19 protein-coding genes are annotated in these 14483 nt (G+C 69.8%); 8 read left to right on the top strand and 11 right to left on the bottom strand.

Going from position 1 to position 14483, the window contains the following annotated elements; genetic code table 11:
• Position 1: 1 nt before the first annotated feature.
• Positions 2-1204 carry a bifunctional alpha/beta hydrolase/OsmC family protein gene (locus G8346_RS04280; RefSeq protein ID WP_166048556.1) on the bottom strand — a complete coding sequence of 401 codons (1203 nt, stop codon included), beginning with the start codon at positions 1202-1204 and terminating at the stop codon, positions 2-4.
• Between the two features lie 77 nt (positions 1205-1281).
• On the opposite strand from G8346_RS04280, the gene G8346_RS04275 reads away from it, so the two are divergent.
• Positions 1282-1998: a flavodoxin family protein gene (locus tag G8346_RS04275; RefSeq protein WP_166048554.1), complete on the top strand. Its 717-nt coding sequence runs from the start codon at positions 1282-1284 to the stop codon at positions 1996-1998.
• Here the strand turns inward: G8346_RS04275 and G8346_RS04270 are convergent.
• Entirely contained in the window at positions 1989-3803 is a 1815-nt protein-coding gene (locus tag G8346_RS04270; RefSeq protein ID WP_166048552.1) for a hypothetical protein, read from the bottom strand. The two genes, G8346_RS04275 and G8346_RS04270, sit on opposite strands and share 10 nt — an antisense overlap.
• Before the next feature lie 29 nt (positions 3804-3832).
• On the opposite strand from G8346_RS04270, the gene G8346_RS04265 reads away from it, so the two are divergent.
• Complete coding sequence (locus G8346_RS04265) at positions 3833-4312, top strand: DUF456 domain-containing protein (RefSeq protein WP_166048551.1); 480 nt, start codon at positions 3833-3835, stop codon at positions 4310-4312.
• Positions 4313-4322: 10 nt separating this feature from the next.
• Here the strand turns inward: G8346_RS04265 and G8346_RS04260 are convergent, their stop codons facing one another.
• Genes G8346_RS04260 through G8346_RS04250 form a run of 3 tightly spaced genes read right to left on the bottom strand, consistent with a single transcriptional unit; the run spans position 4323 to position 5994 of the window.
• Positions 4323-5411 carry an alkene reductase gene (locus G8346_RS04260; protein WP_166048549.1) on the bottom strand — a complete coding sequence of 363 codons (1089 nt, stop codon included), beginning with the start codon at positions 5409-5411 and terminating at the stop codon, positions 4323-4325.
• A 20-nt stretch (positions 5412-5431) separates the two neighbouring features.
• Entirely contained in the window at positions 5432-5749 is a 318-nt protein-coding gene (locus tag G8346_RS04255; RefSeq protein ID WP_166048547.1) for a CcdB family protein, read from the bottom strand.
• Positions 5749-5994 (bottom strand): type II toxin-antitoxin system CcdA family antitoxin, encoded by a 246-nt coding sequence (locus tag G8346_RS04250; RefSeq protein ID WP_166048544.1) that lies wholly within the window; start codon positions 5992-5994, stop codon positions 5749-5751. Before G8346_RS04250 ends, G8346_RS04255 begins: the two co-directional genes overlap by 1 nt.
• A gap of 80 nt (positions 5995-6074) precedes the next feature.
• On the opposite strand from G8346_RS04250, the gene G8346_RS04245 reads away from it, so the two are divergent.
• A complete protein-coding gene (locus tag G8346_RS04245; protein WP_166048542.1) occupies positions 6075-6389 on the top strand; it encodes a hypothetical protein in 315 nt (104 codons plus the stop codon).
• 34 nt (positions 6390-6423) lie between these two features.
• On the opposite strand, the gene G8346_RS04240 is transcribed toward G8346_RS04245, so the two are convergent.
• On the bottom strand, positions 6424-7176 hold the full coding sequence (locus G8346_RS04240; RefSeq protein WP_166048540.1) for a hypothetical protein: 753 nt from the start codon (positions 7174-7176) through the stop codon (positions 6424-6426).
• 121 nt (positions 7177-7297) lie between these two features.
• Between G8346_RS04240 and G8346_RS04235 the strand changes: the two genes are divergently transcribed.
• The gene (locus tag G8346_RS04235; protein WP_166048539.1) at positions 7298-7822 is read left to right on the top strand and encodes a hypothetical protein; all 525 of its coding nucleotides are present in this window, start codon (positions 7298-7300) and stop codon (positions 7820-7822) included.
• Positions 7823-7865: 43 nt separating this feature from the next.
• Here G8346_RS04235 and G8346_RS04230 read toward each other — a convergent pair whose 3' ends face one another.
• Positions 7866-8459, bottom strand: coding sequence for a 3'-5' exonuclease (locus G8346_RS04230; protein WP_166048538.1), 594 nt, complete (start codon positions 8457-8459; stop codon positions 7866-7868).
• Positions 8460-8520: 61 nt separating this feature from the next.
• Between G8346_RS04230 and G8346_RS04225 the strand changes: the two genes are divergently transcribed.
• Entirely contained in the window at positions 8521-9033 is a 513-nt protein-coding gene (locus G8346_RS04225; protein WP_166048537.1) for a cytochrome c, read from the top strand.
• A gap of 77 nt (positions 9034-9110) precedes the next feature.
• Here G8346_RS04225 and G8346_RS04220 read toward each other — a convergent pair whose 3' ends face one another.
• Positions 9111-10967: a PhoX family phosphatase gene (locus G8346_RS04220; RefSeq protein ID WP_166048536.1), complete on the bottom strand. Its 1857-nt coding sequence runs from the start codon at positions 10965-10967 to the stop codon at positions 9111-9113.
• A 94-nt stretch (positions 10968-11061) separates the two neighbouring features.
• Between G8346_RS04220 and G8346_RS04215 the strand changes: the two genes are divergently transcribed.
• From G8346_RS04215 to G8346_RS04205, 3 genes are all read left to right on the top strand, one after another.
• On the top strand, positions 11062-11523 hold the full coding sequence (locus G8346_RS04215; protein WP_166048535.1) for an NYN domain-containing protein: 462 nt from the start codon (positions 11062-11064) through the stop codon (positions 11521-11523).
• A gap of 70 nt (positions 11524-11593) precedes the next feature.
• A complete protein-coding gene (locus tag G8346_RS04210) occupies positions 11594-11998 on the top strand; it encodes an HIRAN domain-containing protein (protein WP_166048533.1) in 405 nt (134 codons plus the stop codon).
• Between the two features lie 58 nt (positions 11999-12056).
• Positions 12057-12665 (top strand): hypothetical protein, encoded by a 609-nt coding sequence (locus G8346_RS04205; protein ID WP_166048531.1) that lies wholly within the window; start codon positions 12057-12059, stop codon positions 12663-12665.
• A 7-nt stretch (positions 12666-12672) separates the two neighbouring features.
• Here the strand turns inward: G8346_RS04205 and G8346_RS04200 are convergent, their stop codons facing one another.
• The 3 genes from G8346_RS04200 to G8346_RS04190 are packed head-to-tail and all read right to left on the bottom strand — an operon-like array spanning position 12673 to position 14479.
• Entirely contained in the window at positions 12673-13179 is a 507-nt protein-coding gene (locus G8346_RS04200; protein WP_370520532.1) for a TspO/MBR family protein, read from the bottom strand.
• Positions 13180-13213: 34 nt separating this feature from the next.
• Complete coding sequence (locus G8346_RS14740) at positions 13214-13297, bottom strand: type II toxin-antitoxin system YhaV family toxin (protein ID WP_166048714.1); 84 nt, start codon at positions 13295-13297, stop codon at positions 13214-13216.
• Positions 13298-13336: 39 nt separating this feature from the next.
• The gene (locus tag G8346_RS04190) at positions 13337-14479 is read right to left on the bottom strand and encodes a hypothetical protein (protein WP_166048527.1); all 1143 of its coding nucleotides are present in this window, start codon (positions 14477-14479) and stop codon (positions 13337-13339) included.
• Positions 14480-14483: the final 4 nt, after the last annotated feature.

Raw genomic sequence — 14483 nt, 5'->3', positions numbered from 1 at the left:
GCTATTCACCCGCCAGCCGCGAACGGATCCTGATCTCGCTCTCCAGCGTCAGGTGCACCGGGCAACGGTCGGCGATCTGCAGCATGCGCGCGCGCTGCGCATCGTCGAGCTCGCCCTCGATGGCAATGACGCGGCTCAACTCGTGCACGTGGCCCGCGGTGGACTCGCAATCGGCACAGTCCTCGGCGTGCACGCGGCGGTGCGTCACGGCGCAGCGCACGCGCTGCACCGGCAGCTTCTTGTGGCGCGCGTACATGTTGAGCGTCATCACCGTGCAGCTGCCCAGCGCCGCGGCGAGGAACTGGTAAGGATCCGGTCCCTGGTCCGTGCCGCCCTTGTCCCCCGGCTCGTCGGCGACCAGCCCATGGGGCCCGGCCTGCACGCTGCACAGGAACTGGTCCGCCGTCAGGCCGCTGACGCGTGCGCCCGCGGCCGGCTCGGGCGACGCCAGCTCGAGGAAGCGTGCGGCCCATGCGGCGATCACGCCGCCCGCATAGGCGGAGTCCGCGGCCTGCGACAGCAGGTGATCCGCATCATCGAGGCTGACGAAACTCTTCGGGTGCTTCGCCGCAACGAAAATCTTCTGCGCCTGCTCGATGGAGACCACCGTGTCCACGGGCGAGTGCAACACCAGCAGCGCACGACGCAGCCGGCCCAGGCGCTCCTCCAGCGGATGGCGTCGCGCATCCTCGATGAAATCCCGCCGCACGCTGAAAGTGCGCCCGGCCAGCTCCACCTCGGCCGCACCCTCCGCCTCGATCTGCTCCAGCCCTGTGCCGAAGTGCTTCAGCACGTGCTCCGGGTCGGCCGGCGCACCCAGCGTCGCCACGGCGCGCACGCTGTCCAGGCGTTCCGCCACCGCCAGCACGGCCGTGCCGCCGAGGGAATGACCGACCAGCAGCTGCGGCGCATCGTAGTGCTCGCCGAGCCACCGCGCCGCGTCCTCAAGGTCGTCCAGGTTGCTGGAGAAATGCGTGTCAGCGAAGTCGCCCTCGCTCTCGCCGAGGCCGGTGAAGTCGAAGCGCAGCACGGCGAATCCGGCCTGCGCCAGGGCGCGCGTGATGTCGCGGGCCGCACGGATGTCCCGGCTGCAGGTGAAGCAGTGTGCAAACACGGCCGTGGCGCGCCAGTCGCCGCCCGGCGGCAATTCCAGCGTGCCCGCCAGCGCCACCCCGGCGCGATTCTCGAAGCGGATCTTTTCCATGATGTGCAATCTCCAGGATGTCCGGCTAGGGTGAGAGTTCAGCCGTCACACTGCAAGACCTGCAAGGGAGGCGCCGCATGAGCTCGAGCGCCCATGACTTCTCGGGACTGTCCGCCCTGTTCTTGAACTGCACGCTCAAGCCTAGCGGCACCCTGTCCCACACCGAGGCCTTGATCGGCGTCTCGCGCGACATCATGGCTGCCAACGGCGTCGCCACCGAGGTGCTGCGCCCGGTCGATCATGTCCTGCCGCCCGGCGTCTATCCCGACATGACCGAGCACGGCTTCGAGCGCGACGACTGGCCGGCCTTGTGCGAGAAAGTCATGGCGGCGGACATCCTCGTGCTGGGCACGCCGATCTGGCTCGGCGAGGAAAGCTCGGTGTGCCGGCGCGTCATCGAGCGGCTCTACGGCGAGTCCGGCAAGCTCAACGACAAGGGCCAGTACATCTATTACGGCCGCGTCGGCGGCTGCGTGGTCACCGGCAACGAGGACGGCATCAAGCATTGCGCCATGACCGTGCTCTACGCCCTGCAGCATCTCGGCTACACCATCCCGCCGCAGGCCGATTGCGGCTGGATCGGCGAGGCGGGGCCAGGCAAGTCCTATGCCGACGAAGGTTCCGGCGGCCCGCAGAACGACTTCACCCAGCGCAACACCACGTTCATGACCTGGAACCTGATGCACATGGCGCGGCTGCTGCGCGACGCCGGCGGCATCCCCGCGCACGGCAACCAGCGCAGCGAGTGGGAGGCCGGCTGCCGCTTCGACCACCCCAATCCCGACTACCGCTGAGGCAGCACGCCGCGGTACGGGTTGAACACCTGCTGCTGGTAGTCCGCGAAGGACTGGAACATGTCGGACGCCGCCGCCAGGTACTGCGCGCGCAGCGCCGTCTCCAGCTCGGCCCGCTGCGCCGCGAGGGCGGCCAGCATCTCGGCACGCATCTCCTCGCGGTTCAGCGCCTCGTCGATCTCGTTCAACACCACGTCGGTGCCGACCCAGGCCGCGGCGCCGATGCCGACGGCGCACAGCGGCGCCCAGGGACCGCACAGCGCGCCGGCCTGGCCCGCCTGCGTCGCCGCCGCGGCGCGCGCGCCGAAACGCGTGGCGATGGCTGCGAACATGCGCCGCACCGCCTCGCGCCCCATCACCCGCGCGCCGACGCGGGCGCCGAGGCGCGTCGCCAGGATGCCGCCCACGGCGCCGAAACCGACCAGCGACTTGTGCATGCCGGCGTCCAGCGCGAATCCCGGCACCTCCGGCTGCAGGCATTCACTGCGCGCCAGCACGCTCTGCAGCAGCGCCGCCTGGCCCTCGTAGGCGGCGGCCACGCGCGCGCGCAGCTCGGCTTCCAGTTCCGGTCCCAGCGTGTCGAGCAGCGGGCCGAGCGCATCGTCCACGTGCGCGTCCATGATGCGCGCCATGTACTCGTCGAACGGCTCGCCGCCGGTCACCGAGCGGCCCAGGTACCACAGCTGCAGGTACTGGCCCTGCAGGCTGAAGTTCCAGTCGAGGAAACTGTCCACGCCCGCCTCGGCGCGCGCGAAGGCCTGGTCCAGCGTCGCCTGCAGCTGCTGCTCCAGCGCCGCGTTGAACTCTGCCTGCTGCGCCGCGAGCCCCGCGCCCGCCTGCGCGGCCGCCACGCGGCGCTCGGCCGGCGCCTTGAAAGTGCAGGGATCCAGCGCCAGCCACTCGGGCGGCGACTCGGGGGCCGCCCTGGACAGGAGCAGCCCGAGCAGCGCCAGCGCGACGGCGCTGAGCCCGAAGCCGCGGCCGTCACTCGCCTGCTGCGACGCCGGGGCGGAGCCGCGACGGCGCTGCGCCAAAGCCACCACCCCCAGCAGCACGACCCACACCGAGCCGAGCTTCAAGCCGTTCCAGCCGAGCAGCGCCAGGGCGGCGACCAGGTAAGCCCATAGCCCGCCCTCGGCCGGCCGCGCCGCCTGCAGCAGCTGCCAGGTCACGGCCTCGCCGGCGGCGCCGAGCCCCAGCAGCCACCCGACCGAAGGCAACGTGGCGCGGGCCCGCTCGGCATCGAAGGCTGCCGCGGCGACCTCCAGCGGGGCAAAGCCGCCGGCGTCCGGCACCTCGAGCCAGAACACCTGCAGCAGCGCCAGCGCAGTGGCGGCGAGCGCGAGGTTGACCCAGAAAGTGACACGCAGCGCCATGGCCGCCTGGTAGGCGGGCACCACGTGGCGCGCCGCCCGGCGCGAAACGAGGACCAGCAACAGCGCGAAGCTGGCGAGGCTGGCAAGCAGCACCGCCCACTCGTAGGGCGCCAGCCCGGCGGCCATGAGCAAGGCCAGCGCCGCGGTCGCCAGCGCCAGCACGGCCTGGCGCAAGCGCAGCAGGTGGCCCGGCCACAGCCGCCGCCGCACCCAGCTCGCCTCCAGCGTGACGTGCGACAGCAGCGCGCGCCGCCGCAGCATGCGCATCGGCTCGAGGTACTGATAGGCCAGCCAGCCGAGCGCCAGCAGCGCCGCCGCCAGCCCGCCGCGGCCCATGGCCGGCAGCGGGTACCAGTACAGCAGGGCGAGCACGAGCGCGGCGCCCGCCAGGGCGACCAGGTAGCCGTGTTGACGGTGGTCAGTGGACACGCTCATCGGCTCCAGTATAGTCGCGCTCCATGACCATCCTGCTCTGGATCTTCGCGGTGCTGCTCACCCTCGCCGGCCTGGCGGGGCTGGTCCTGCCGGCGCTGCCGGGGCCGCTGCTGCTGTTCGCCGGGCTGTTCCTCGGGGCCTGGGCCGAGGGCTTCGCCCACGTCGGCACGACCACGCTGGTGCTCCTTGCGGTGATGGCCGGCCTGGCGATGCTGGCGGACTTCGTCGCCGGCGCCTTCGGCGCCAAGCGCTACGGCGCCTCGCCGCGCTCGGTCGCAGGCGCCGCCATCGGCGCGCTCATCGGCATCTTCTTCGGCCTGCTCGGCCTGCTGCTGGGGCCCTTCCTCGGCGCGCTGGTGGGCGAGATCGCCGAGCGCAAGGGCTGGGCGCAGGCGGGCCGCGCCGGGCTCGGGGCGACCCTCGGCCTGGTGATCGGCACGGCCGCCAAGCTGGCGCTCGGCTTCGCCATGGTCGGCCTGTTCCTGCTGGTGCGGTTTCTCTGAGGCAGCCGGTTCAGCCGGCGACCGGGTAGTCCGTGTAGCCCTTCGGCCCGGGCGTGTAGAAGGTCTCCGGGTCGGGCGCGTTGAGCTCGAGACCCTCGCGCCAGCGCCGTGGCAAGTCGGGGTTGGCCAGGAAATCGCGCCCCACGGCGATGAGGTCGGCCTTGCCGGCGTCGATGTCCGCCATCGCCCGCTCTGCCGTGTAGCCGCCGCAGCGGATGACCGGGCCGCCGAACTTCTCCGCCATGGCCTGCTTCACCGCTTCCGGCACTTCCGGGGCGCCGCTCGCGGAGTGGTCGGCGATGTGCAGGTAAGCGAGGCCGAGCTTGCCGAGCTCTCCGGCCAATTCGGTGTAGTCCTCCGCCATGGCGTCGTAGTGCGGCATGTCGTTGAACACGCCGAAGGGCGAGAGGCGGATGCCGACGCGCTCGTTGCCGATGGCGGCGCTGGCCCGCTCCGCCACTTCCAGCACGAAGCGGGCGCGGTCGGCGAAAGACCCGCCGTACTGGTCCGTGCGCTGGTTGGAGGTCGGGCGGAAGAACTGCTCCAGCAGGTAGCCGTTGGCACCATGCAGCTCGATACCGTCGAACCCGGCGGCGATGGCGTTCTGCGCGCCCTGCACGAACTCGGCCTCGGCGGCGGCGATGTCCGCGGCCGTCATGGCCTCGGGGACCGGGTGCGGCTGCAGCCCGGCCTGGTCGGTGTACATCTGCCCGTTTGCGGCGACGGCCGACGGCGCCAGCACGCGCGCGCCCTCGGGCAGGTTGTGCGCATGGCCGATGCGGCCGGTGTGCATGAGCTGCATGAAGATCTTCGCGCCGCCGGCGTGGACGGCCGCGGTGACTGCGCGCCAGCCCTCGACCTGGGCCGCGGAAAAAATGCCGGGGATGCGCGGGTAGCCGAGCCCGTTCGGCGACGGCGAGGTGCCCTCGGTGATGAGCAATCCGGCCGAATTGCGCTGGCCGTAATACTCGGCCATCAGGGCGTTGGGGACGTTGCCCTCGGCCCGGCTTCGGGTGAGCGGCGCGAGGACGATGCGGTTCTGCAGCGCCAGCGGGCCGAGGTGGCAGGGCTGGAACAGGGGATGGTCGGCTCGGTTCATGATGTTGTTTCTGGTCCTGGTCAGAATCCGGTGAGGAGGAAGTCCAGCGCGGCGCGGATTTCATGTCGCTGGCTGGAGAGATCGGCGACGTGTTCGCCGAGCAGGCGGCGGGGGATTCCTGCGACTTGAGGCGTCACCATAACGTAGTCGGCGCCCTCGACCGCCAATACCGGCATCAGCCGGGTTATCGGCGGGCTCGGCAGGTCGGCCAGCCGCGCCAGGGGTGCCACGAGGCGGGTATCAAGCTCGTCCAGCAGCTCGCTCTGCACGTCCAGCAGGAAAGGAAATCGATCGCGGGTGGTCCGGTTCGGGTTGCGGTAGACCGTGAACTGCGGCATCAGAACGTGCGCAGGCCGTCGCTGAACACGCCCTCGCGCTCGACGCTTTCGTTGTAGCCCTTGATCGCGGCCCGGTTCGCCTCCAGCCAGGCCTGCTGCTCGCGCCGCCTGATTTCCGCCACCAGCGCCTCCTCCAGCGTTGCGGAGAGGTTGATCTTCAGCGCCCGCGCGCGGCGCAACAACTCTGCATTTACGCTCAGGTTGGCGGCTTTACGCGGTGTCCGCTTGCCGAATGCTGCTGACATGCCCGTTACCATACACATGGTAATGCGCATCGTCCATGCGCATTATCGGGGTCAGACCCCGTTCGGGTAGAATGCATCCCATGCACGCCTACCTCATCGACCCCTTCAAGCAGACCATCGAGCAGATCGAGCTCGAACCCACGCTCGACGCCATCCGCGGCGCCATCGGCCACGCCACCATCGAGTGCGACGAGATCGACGACTGCGACGACCGCCTGTTCTTCGACGAAGAGTGCTTCATCCGCCAGCAGCCGCACCCCGGCCGCTTCAAGCTGGACAGCCTGCCGCCGGTGGCCGGGCTCGGCCTGGTGGTCGGCGGCGGCCCCGACGAGGCGTCGCTGGCGTCGCCGGAGCTGTCGCTGGAGGAACTGAAGGGGCGCGTGCAGTTCAGCTGAACAGCCTGGCCGCGACGCGAGGGCGCGCGCTCCGCTAGATCGGGCACCACGCCACAGCGTCGAAGCCCTCGTCCAACTCGAACACCAGCTCGTGCGCGCGACCCCAGCTGCCCGGGGCCGTGGTCAGCGTGTGCGTGCACTCGCCGCCGTGGTGGGCGGCGCAAAGACCCTGCAGGATCACCGGCGCCGGCGCGAAGCCCACGGCCGACACCGAGCGCAGCACACCGCGATAGGGCGGCGTGAAATACATCGCCCGCTCCGGTTCGGCCGCGGAATCCCGTTCCAGGCACCAGTAATCCAGGCCGTGAAGGCTGGTGTAGACCGAGAACTGCCCGATCAGCCGCGCGCCCACGCCCAGGCGCCCGCCCATCGAGGCCGGGCACGGGTCCCGCGGCGTCACGCCCCAGAAGCACACGGCATCCCCGCCGACCGGCGCGAAGCGCAGCGCGACTGCCTCCACGCCCTCTTCCACCTCGATGCGCTGCGGTCGCAACCCGGGGTCGGCCGGCACGGCCACCAGCACGCGCGGCAGGCGACCCAGGCCGGCCCTGGGCAACGCCACCGCGTCCCCGCTGTCCTCGACCGCGGTCAGCGCCTCGTCCCCCGGCGCCGATGCATCCCCCCAGGCCAGCCAGGCGGGCCGGTGGCCCGCATCCGCCCACGTCACGACCAGCGGCTCGCCCGCCACGCGTTCAGGCGGATCGTCCACCCACGCGGGCGCGCTTGCGCTCGCCATGGCGGCGAGCAGCAGGCCGGATGCCGCCAGGAGGCTGCGTTGCAAGTTCATCGAATCACCCCTGTGCGCCAGCTTATGCCGTCGCCGCCCCCGCCGGTCAAATCCGATACCAGCGAAATCCAGCACGGCCCGCCCAGCGATATCTATCTCACAGTCCCGGGGAACCCGTCCGATGCCGCATCGCCTTGCCTGCCTGGCCCTCGTCCTGCCCCTGCTCCTCCTCGGGGCGGCGGCCGCCGACGCCCGCCCGGGGTGGTTCGGCCAGGACGACCGCATCCGCGTCGCCTACACGCCGCGCGTGTTCCATGTCACCAACAACAAAGACTACGTCGACTGGAACCACATCGTCGCCGTCGAGTTCGTCACGCCGCGCCATGTGCACTGGGATGCCGACCGCAGCCATTTCGGCGCCGCCGTGTTCGACAACTCCTACGGCCAGTTCTCGCAGACGATCTACTACGGCCTGGAATGGGACTGGAAGCCGGCCTGGGGCGGGCAGCTGTTCTGGGCGGTGAGCGCCGGCATCGTGCACGGCTACAAGGAGCCGCACGAAGACCGCCTGCCCCTGAACAATGCGCTGGGCGTCGGTCTCACCGTCGTCCCGGCGCTGGGCTGGGAGCGGGATGGCCTTGGTTTCGCGCTGAGCCTGAGCGGCAGCGCCGTGGCCTTCAGGGCGGGCTGGAAGTTCGGCCGCTGAGGTTGTCGTCGATCACGATGCGGCCGCCGACCAGTAAAGAAACTCACTCTTGCCCGCGCAGCGCGAAATAACAGCGCACGCAGGCCATGACGTCGGCCGCCGCATCGTGCGCACCGGGGAAGCCCTCGCCGAACAGGTGCCGGTGCAGCTCATCCAGCCGCGGCCACTTGTAGTCGCCGTAGCGCCCCGGCAGGCGGCACACGTTGACGGAGGACAGCATGGTGCACACCGTCGGCAGCGCCCCGAGCGTCCGCAGCAACTCGGGCGACGGCGGCATCCGCCCGGCGCGCACCAGTTCCGAGAACAGCACATTGCGGTCGAAGTCCATGTTGTGCGCCACCAGCCGGAACGGCAGGTGCATCTCGACATCCTCGGCCAGGTCGCGCAGCACGTCGTTGAGCGGGCGACCGAACTGCAGCGCCGTCGCCGTGCTGATGCCGTGCACCTGCTCCGCGCCCCAGGGGATGGTGAAGCCGTCGGGGCGGATGATGGCGCTGCGATGTGCCGCGACCTCGCCCGGCCCGGCGGCCAGCGCCCAGCTGATGGACACGATGCGCGGCCAGGCATCGACCTCGCGGTAGGTGGCGTGGCGCCGGGTGGGCAGGCCGGTGGTCTCGACGTCGAAAAAGAGCAGCATGCCGCGATGCTACCCTGCATCACACGCCTCGACGAGTCGTCGCAACGGCAGGAGAGACCCCATGCGCATGAACTTACTGCTCACCGCCCTTACCCTCGCCATCGCCTGGCCCCTGGCCGGCGGGGCCGAGGAAGCCCATGACCATGCCGCCGCGCCGCCCGCGCAGGGCGTGGCGGCGCTGTCGCAACCGTTGCGCGAGGCCCTCAGCGCGGAAATGCAGGCCGTCCAGGCCGGCATGATCGGGGTGATCCCGGCCCTCGCAGCGGGCAACTGGGACGAGATTGCCGCCATCGGCACGCGGATCCGCGACAGTTACATCATGCGGCAGTCGCTGACACCGGCCCAGCTCGAGGAGCTGCACGAAGCGTTGCCGCCTGACTTCCAGGCCCTCGATGCGCGCTTCCACCAGGATGCGGCCATGCTGATCCACGTGGCCGAGGCAAAGAAACCCGAGCTGGTGGGCTACTACGTCGGGCGCATGATGGAAGCCTGCGTCGCCTGTCACTCGCGGCACGCGACGGAGAAGTTCCCCGCGCTCGCCGCCCAGGCCGGGGCTGAACAGCACGCCCACTGAGGGTCGCAAACCTGCCGGAAAAAACGAGGCCCCGGCAGGTGCCGGGGCCTCGCGGGTCGCTTCCTGCGTTGGGCGGCTTACGAGCCGATGATTCCGCCGTCCTTCTTCGTGATGACGAAGGTCGTGTCGCGCGGGATCTTGCCGGTGCCCGGATTGGCCGGGAAGTTGGTCAACTCGGGATTTCCGTTGCCCGGATGCTGGGTGTTGATGAACATGGTGCGGCGGTCAGGCGTGTAAGCGATGCCGGTGATCTCGTCGCCGTTGAGGCCGACGAACAGGCGGCGAATCTCCTTGCCCTCAGCATCGGCCACCAGCATCTGGTTGCGCAGGCCGTCCTTCTGGCCGCCGTCCGTCTGGATGAACACGCGGCCGTCCGGGTCGACCCAGATGCCGTCCGGGTCGGAGAAGGACTGCTCCGTGCGGTGGGTGGTCTCGGCGATCAGGAAAATGTCCCAGACGAAGCTCGTGCCGACGTGTTGGTCGTCGTCGCGCCAGCGGATGATGTGGCCGTCGTTGTTCGGCGCCAGCGGGTTGGCGGCGTCGGGCACGGTGCGGCGGCTGTTGTTGGTCAGCGTGCAGTACACATCGCCGTTCGGCGCCACGCTGGCCCACTCCGGCCGATCCATCGGGGTCGCACCAAGGACGTCGGCTGCGAGACGCGCGAAGGTCAGCACCTCGGCCTGGTCCTTGAAGCTCGCCGCCAGCGCCGGGTGCTTGATGGTCAACTCGAGCCAGTTGCCGGTGCCGTCGTCGTTGAACTTCGCGACGTAGAGCTTGCCGTGGTCCAGCGGGTGCAGGCCGCGAGCGCGCATCGACTTCCAGTTGTCGTCGGAGACGAACTTGTAGATGTAATCGAAGCGCTCGTCGTCGCCCATGTACACCACCATGCGGCCGCCGCGACCGACGGTCACCTCGGCGCCCTCGTGCTTGAACCGGCCCAGGGCGGTGCGCTTCACCGGCGTCTGGGTGCCGTCGTTGGGATCGATCTCGACCACCCAGCCGAAGCGGTTTTCCTCGTTCGCGTAGTCAGGGTTGGACAGGTCGAAACGCTCGTCGAAGAGATGCCAGCCGTAGCCGAAGCCGTTGCGGCTGAAGCCGTAGCGGGCCTGCCGCGGCGTGGCCACCCACTCCCCGGCAGCGCCGAAGTAGCCGTTGAAGTTCTCTTCGCACGTGAGGTAGGTGCCCCAGGGCGTCTCCCCGTTGGAACAGTTGTTGACCGTGCCGAGCGTGGGGTTGCCCTTGGGCGTCTTGAGCAGCTCGTGGCCGGCGACGGGGCCGCTGAACTCCACCGGGGTATTGACGTGGATGCGGCGGGCGTTCGGACTGTCGACCTGCTGCCAGGTGCCGTCGATCTTCTGCAGTGCGACCACGGAGACGCCGTGAGCGTGCTGCGAGGCGCGCACCTCGTTGAGGGTTGCCGGCGTGCCCTTGCCAAGCACATGGAAGTTGTTGCCGAACTCGTGGTTGATGGCGAGCATGCCCTCGGTGTTGCTCTTGCCGCCCTTGGGGAAGAAGGTCATGCCGTCGTGGCCGATGCCGATCAGCAACTCCTGTTCCACCCCGGTCGGGCGCGTGTTCGGGTCGCCCTCGTACGGCGTCACCGGCGCGCTGGGGTAAAGCTTCTCGCCCCAGGAAATCAGGGTCTGGTACTCGTAGTCCGGCGAGATCAGTGGCATCTTGCCGGAATCCACGACGTTGGCGGCTTCGAGCGTGACAGGCTTGAAGCCGATCAGCTCACTGCCGCCCTTGCCGGCGTTCGGGCCCTTCAGTCCGCCCTTGGCGGCAAGGGCTACGGAAGACGAGGCGACGTAGGCGGTGGCGGCGGTGGCCAGGCTGCCCATCATCATCTTGCGCCGGGACATGCTGACCTCGAGGACGTCCCGGAAGGGGCGGTTCTTCGAGGGGTTGGAAACTCCGTTATCGTGGTCGTGCATCGGGGGCTCCTCTACTCTTGGCGACTTGCTTGGGGGGTGTTGTTCGGGGAGCCACAGTTCTACCCAGCGGATATTTCAGATTGGTTCTGGATTTGTGAAATCGACCTACCTCATCGACGGCCACAACCTCCTCTACGCCCTGCGCCCGCGCTTCGCGGCTGAGCTGGTCGACGGCCATCCCGGCACGGCGGCGCGCGAAGCGCTGGTGCAGCAGCTGGTGGCCGTGTTCGACCGGCCGGGCCAGGTGGTGCGCGTCTACTTCGACGGCGGCGAGGCACACGCGGAGCAGCGCTCGGCACAGGTCGAGGTCATCTATCCCGGCGGCCAGGGCGACCAGCGTGCCGACCACGCCATCCTTGCTGCGTTGCCGCAACGGGGTCTGACCCCGTTTGGTGCGCTGCGGCAACGGGGTCAGACCCCCTTCATGACCACCTTCGAGGCCCCTGTGGTGGTGACACGTGACATCAAGCTGGCGAAGCGCGCGCGGCGGCGCGGCGCGACGGTGATCGACCCCGCAGCATTTTTTGCGGAATGTGACGCCGGGCTCATCCCCTGAGCCCGCCCGAAAGTACGCTGTCCTCCAGAAACACAGCGGCATGGACCGCCGCGCGCTGGAGGGGACAGACATGCCTTCACAATTGCTGCGCCGAAATTTCCTCAAGCAGCTCCTGGCCGCACCGCTGCTGGGCACGCCCGCGCTGGCCGCAGCCCGCACCGCCGAAGTCGACTTCAGCGTCTTCCCGGTGGCCGGTTTCAGCTACTACGACGGCCCGGCCCTGCTCGACCGCCTGCAACCAGGCCACCCGGTGGTGCTGGTGCGCGAACCCGACAACCCCCACGACCCGCGCGCCATCCGCATCGAGGCGCTCGGCTGTCGCGTCGGCTACGTGCCGCGCAGCGAGAACCGCCCACTGGCGCGACTGCTCGAACAGGGCGCCGAGCTCAGGGCGCGCATCGTCGGCGTGCAGGCCAAGGGGGAGAGCTGGGACGCGATCCGCGTAGGCGTGTCGCTGCACCTGCCGGGGACCTGAGGCCGCGCTAGAATCGCCCTGTCGCCACGATGGAATCGAGCCCCGGGAGCGCTGAGCCATGGCCCTGCTCCGCAACATCGTCCTCCTGTGGACCATAGTCACCACGACCTTCTTCTGGACCACCACCATGCGGCTGGTGCTCAAGCCGGAGATCTCGCAATGGCGGATCTTCGGCGTCGGCGGCCAGGGCACGGACGGCCATTTCTGGCTGCCGCCGCTGGTTGCGCTGATTGCGCTCGCGGCGTTCTACCTGGAAGGCCGCGGCCGGCTGCGTCGGCTGTTCCATGGCTGGCTCGTGGCCTGGCACCTGGCGCTGACCGCGCTGTGCCTCTACGGCGCCCTGCAGGTGGGCGGCGAGATCTCCTTCGGCACCTGGGGCGTCACCCTCTCCTTCTGGTGGCTGGCTTTGCCTTTCGCCGTGTTCCTCGGCCTGGCGCTGTGGCTGGTGGTGCACGAAACGCGCTACAGCCACCAGGTGCCGCTGTTCAACTGGCAGCAGGTCAACCCGAAACCGCTCATGCTCGCCGTCGCGTTGCTGCCGGTGGCGCTCGTGCTCTTCCGCCTCGGCCAGGGCTTCGACGGCTGGGTGAAACTCGCCGTGGCCACGACGATCGTGCAATGGGTGCTGCTGGTGGAGGGCGTGGCGCGGCCGGCCAGCCCCCGGTGATCCTGTCCTAACCCAGCAGCCCCGCGTTCTCACGCCACAGCCAGAAGTTCAGCGCCGCGGCGAAGCTCACCCAGCCGAGATACGGCACCAGCAGCAACGCGGCCACCCGGCTGAAGCGCCAGAACGCCAAGATCGTCGCCAGGATCAGCACCCACAACAGCAGCACCTCGACGAAGGCCCAGAAGCCGAGGTTCCAGGCGAAGAACAGCCAGCTCCACAGCGCGTTGACCGCGAGGTGCACGACGAACAGCCCGAGCGTCCCGCGGGTGGCTTCCAGCGGCGCCGCGCGCCACACCAGCCACGCGGCGATGCCCATCATGGTGAACAGCGTGGTCCACACCGGACCGAACACCCATGCCGGCGGGCCCCAGGTGGGCTGGATGAGCTGGCCGTAGAACTCCGGCGCATTGACCGAGGCGATGGCCCCGATGGCGGCGGTGATGTAGGCGAGGACGAGCCAGAAAGCGAGGCCGAGGGCCTGCACGGCGGGGCTGCGAGACGTGGTCGGGTTCACCTTGGCATCCTTGGGCATCAAACCTGTGCCAAGTCTAGCGCGTGCCTTCGTCGTTCACCCACGCGTAGACGATGACTCTCGCTTTCGCCTGGTAGCGGAAGAAAAGCCGACACTGAATACCTGGCCCATCCGCCGGAACACGAAAACCCGGTCCAACTCAGGCGCTGCAACGCGCCCCCTGCGCATCGCTGTCCAGCCACACGATGGGCGCGAAGCCCTCGCCCGGCTGGCGCATGCCCGACACCTGGCCGCGATACAGGCGCGCCGCCGCGTACCAGGGCGTATACCCGTGCGTCCACACGCGAATGTCGGCCTTGACGCGCGCGGTCTCGCTGCCGACGCGCACCAGGCGCATCAGCGGCGGCGCATAAGCCTGGGCGATGTAACCGGCGTCGGCCAGCGCGTCGAAGCGGCGCCGGCTGATCTTCGCGCCGAGCAGCACACCGCGCGAGCCGAAACCGGAGAACGGCTTGAACACCAGCCCGCGCCGCTCGCGCCACAACTCCTCGGCGGCCCCGGCGGTCACCTCGACCGTGGGAAGCACGCCCTCCAGTCCCGGGCGCAGGGCGCAGCGCTCCGCCGCCAGCCGCAGCAGGAGGCGCTTGTCGGCGTAGGCGCGGTACACGTCGGGGTTGGGCGCCACCACGGCTGCGCCCGTCTCCCAGGCCTGACGCAGCACCGCCGAGCCGGGCGCGGCGAGCAGGAAATCGGTGCAGCGGTTGTAGACCAGCTCGACCGGGCCGTGCGCATCCACCAGCCGGCCGTCTTCCAGGCGCAGCGACCCGATGCCGCTCACGCGCGCCTCCAGCCCGACCAGGCGCAGCGCATCGACGGCCGCGAGCATGTCCCGGTACAGCGGCTCGGACTCCGGCGCCACGTCGACGATGGCGACGCTCGACAGCGTGCGGCCGGGCCGCAGCGCCGCCCAGGCCGCGAGGATCATGCCGGCCGGCGCATGAAACGGCCGCGGCTCGATCGCGCCGCACACGCGCGCCGCCGCGCCCCGCGCATCCTCCAGCAGCGCCTGCTGCAGGAAGGCGCCACCGGCATTCGTGTTGATCTCGATGAGCCGCGGGCCTTCGGCCGAGAGGTGGTAATCGAAGCTGTTGAACAGGCCGGCGGCATGCACCTCGGGCGCCGCCCCGGTCAGCCCGGCCAGCACGCCGCCGATGGACTGCGTGGTCTCCACCAGCTGCTCCAGCAGCGCGCGCTCGAGGCACAGCGCCGTGCCCGAGGCCAGCGGCAGGTCCGGCGACAGCTCGAGACAGGAGCACGCGTCATGCAGGGCCTGGGCGGTCATGCCG

Source organism: Thioalkalivibrio sp. XN279 (genome assembly GCF_011089885.1).
Lineage (GTDB): Bacteria > Pseudomonadota > Gammaproteobacteria > Steroidobacterales > XN24 > XN24.
This window is presented reverse-complemented; position numbering and strand designations above follow the sequence as displayed.

Bases quoted from the DNA above. Each gene is read 5' to 3' on its own strand.
- G8346_RS04280 (WP_166048556.1), bottom strand. From the start codon at position 1,204: ATGGAAAAGATCCGCTTCGAGAATCGCGCCGGGGTGGCGCTGGCGGGC.
- G8346_RS04275 (WP_166048554.1), top strand. From the start codon at position 1,282: ATGAGCTCGAGCGCCCATGACTTCTCGGGACTGTCCGCCCTGTTCTTG.
- G8346_RS04265 (WP_166048551.1), top strand. From the start codon at position 3,833: ATGACCATCCTGCTCTGGATCTTCGCGGTGCTGCTCACCCTCGCCGGC.
- G8346_RS04260 (WP_166048549.1), bottom strand. From the start codon at position 5,411: ATGAACCGAGCCGACCATCCCCTGTTCCAGCCCTGCCACCTCGGCCCG.
- G8346_RS04255 (WP_166048547.1), bottom strand. From the start codon at position 5,749: ATGCCGCAGTTCACGGTCTACCGCAACCCGAACCGGACCACCCGCGAT.
- G8346_RS04250 (WP_166048544.1), bottom strand. From the start codon at position 5,994: ATGTCAGCAGCATTCGGCAAGCGGACACCGCGTAAAGCCGCCAACCTG.
- G8346_RS04245 (WP_166048542.1), top strand. From the start codon at position 6,075: ATGCACGCCTACCTCATCGACCCCTTCAAGCAGACCATCGAGCAGATC.
- G8346_RS04240 (WP_166048540.1), bottom strand. From the start codon at position 7,176: ATGAACTTGCAACGCAGCCTCCTGGCGGCATCCGGCCTGCTGCTCGCC.
- G8346_RS04235 (WP_166048539.1), top strand. From the start codon at position 7,298: ATGCCGCATCGCCTTGCCTGCCTGGCCCTCGTCCTGCCCCTGCTCCTC.
- G8346_RS04230 (WP_166048538.1), bottom strand. From the start codon at position 8,459: ATGCTGCTCTTTTTCGACGTCGAGACCACCGGCCTGCCCACCCGGCGC.
- G8346_RS04225 (WP_166048537.1), top strand. From the start codon at position 8,521: ATGCGCATGAACTTACTGCTCACCGCCCTTACCCTCGCCATCGCCTGG.
- G8346_RS04220 (WP_166048536.1), bottom strand. From the start codon at position 10,967: ATGCACGACCACGATAACGGAGTTTCCAACCCCTCGAAGAACCGCCCC.
- G8346_RS04210 (WP_166048533.1), top strand. From the start codon at position 11,594: ATGCCTTCACAATTGCTGCGCCGAAATTTCCTCAAGCAGCTCCTGGCC.
- G8346_RS04205 (WP_166048531.1), top strand. From the start codon at position 12,057: ATGGCCCTGCTCCGCAACATCGTCCTCCTGTGGACCATAGTCACCACG.
- G8346_RS04190 (WP_166048527.1), bottom strand. From the start codon at position 14,479: ATGACCGCCCAGGCCCTGCATGACGCGTGCTCCTGTCTCGAGCTGTCG.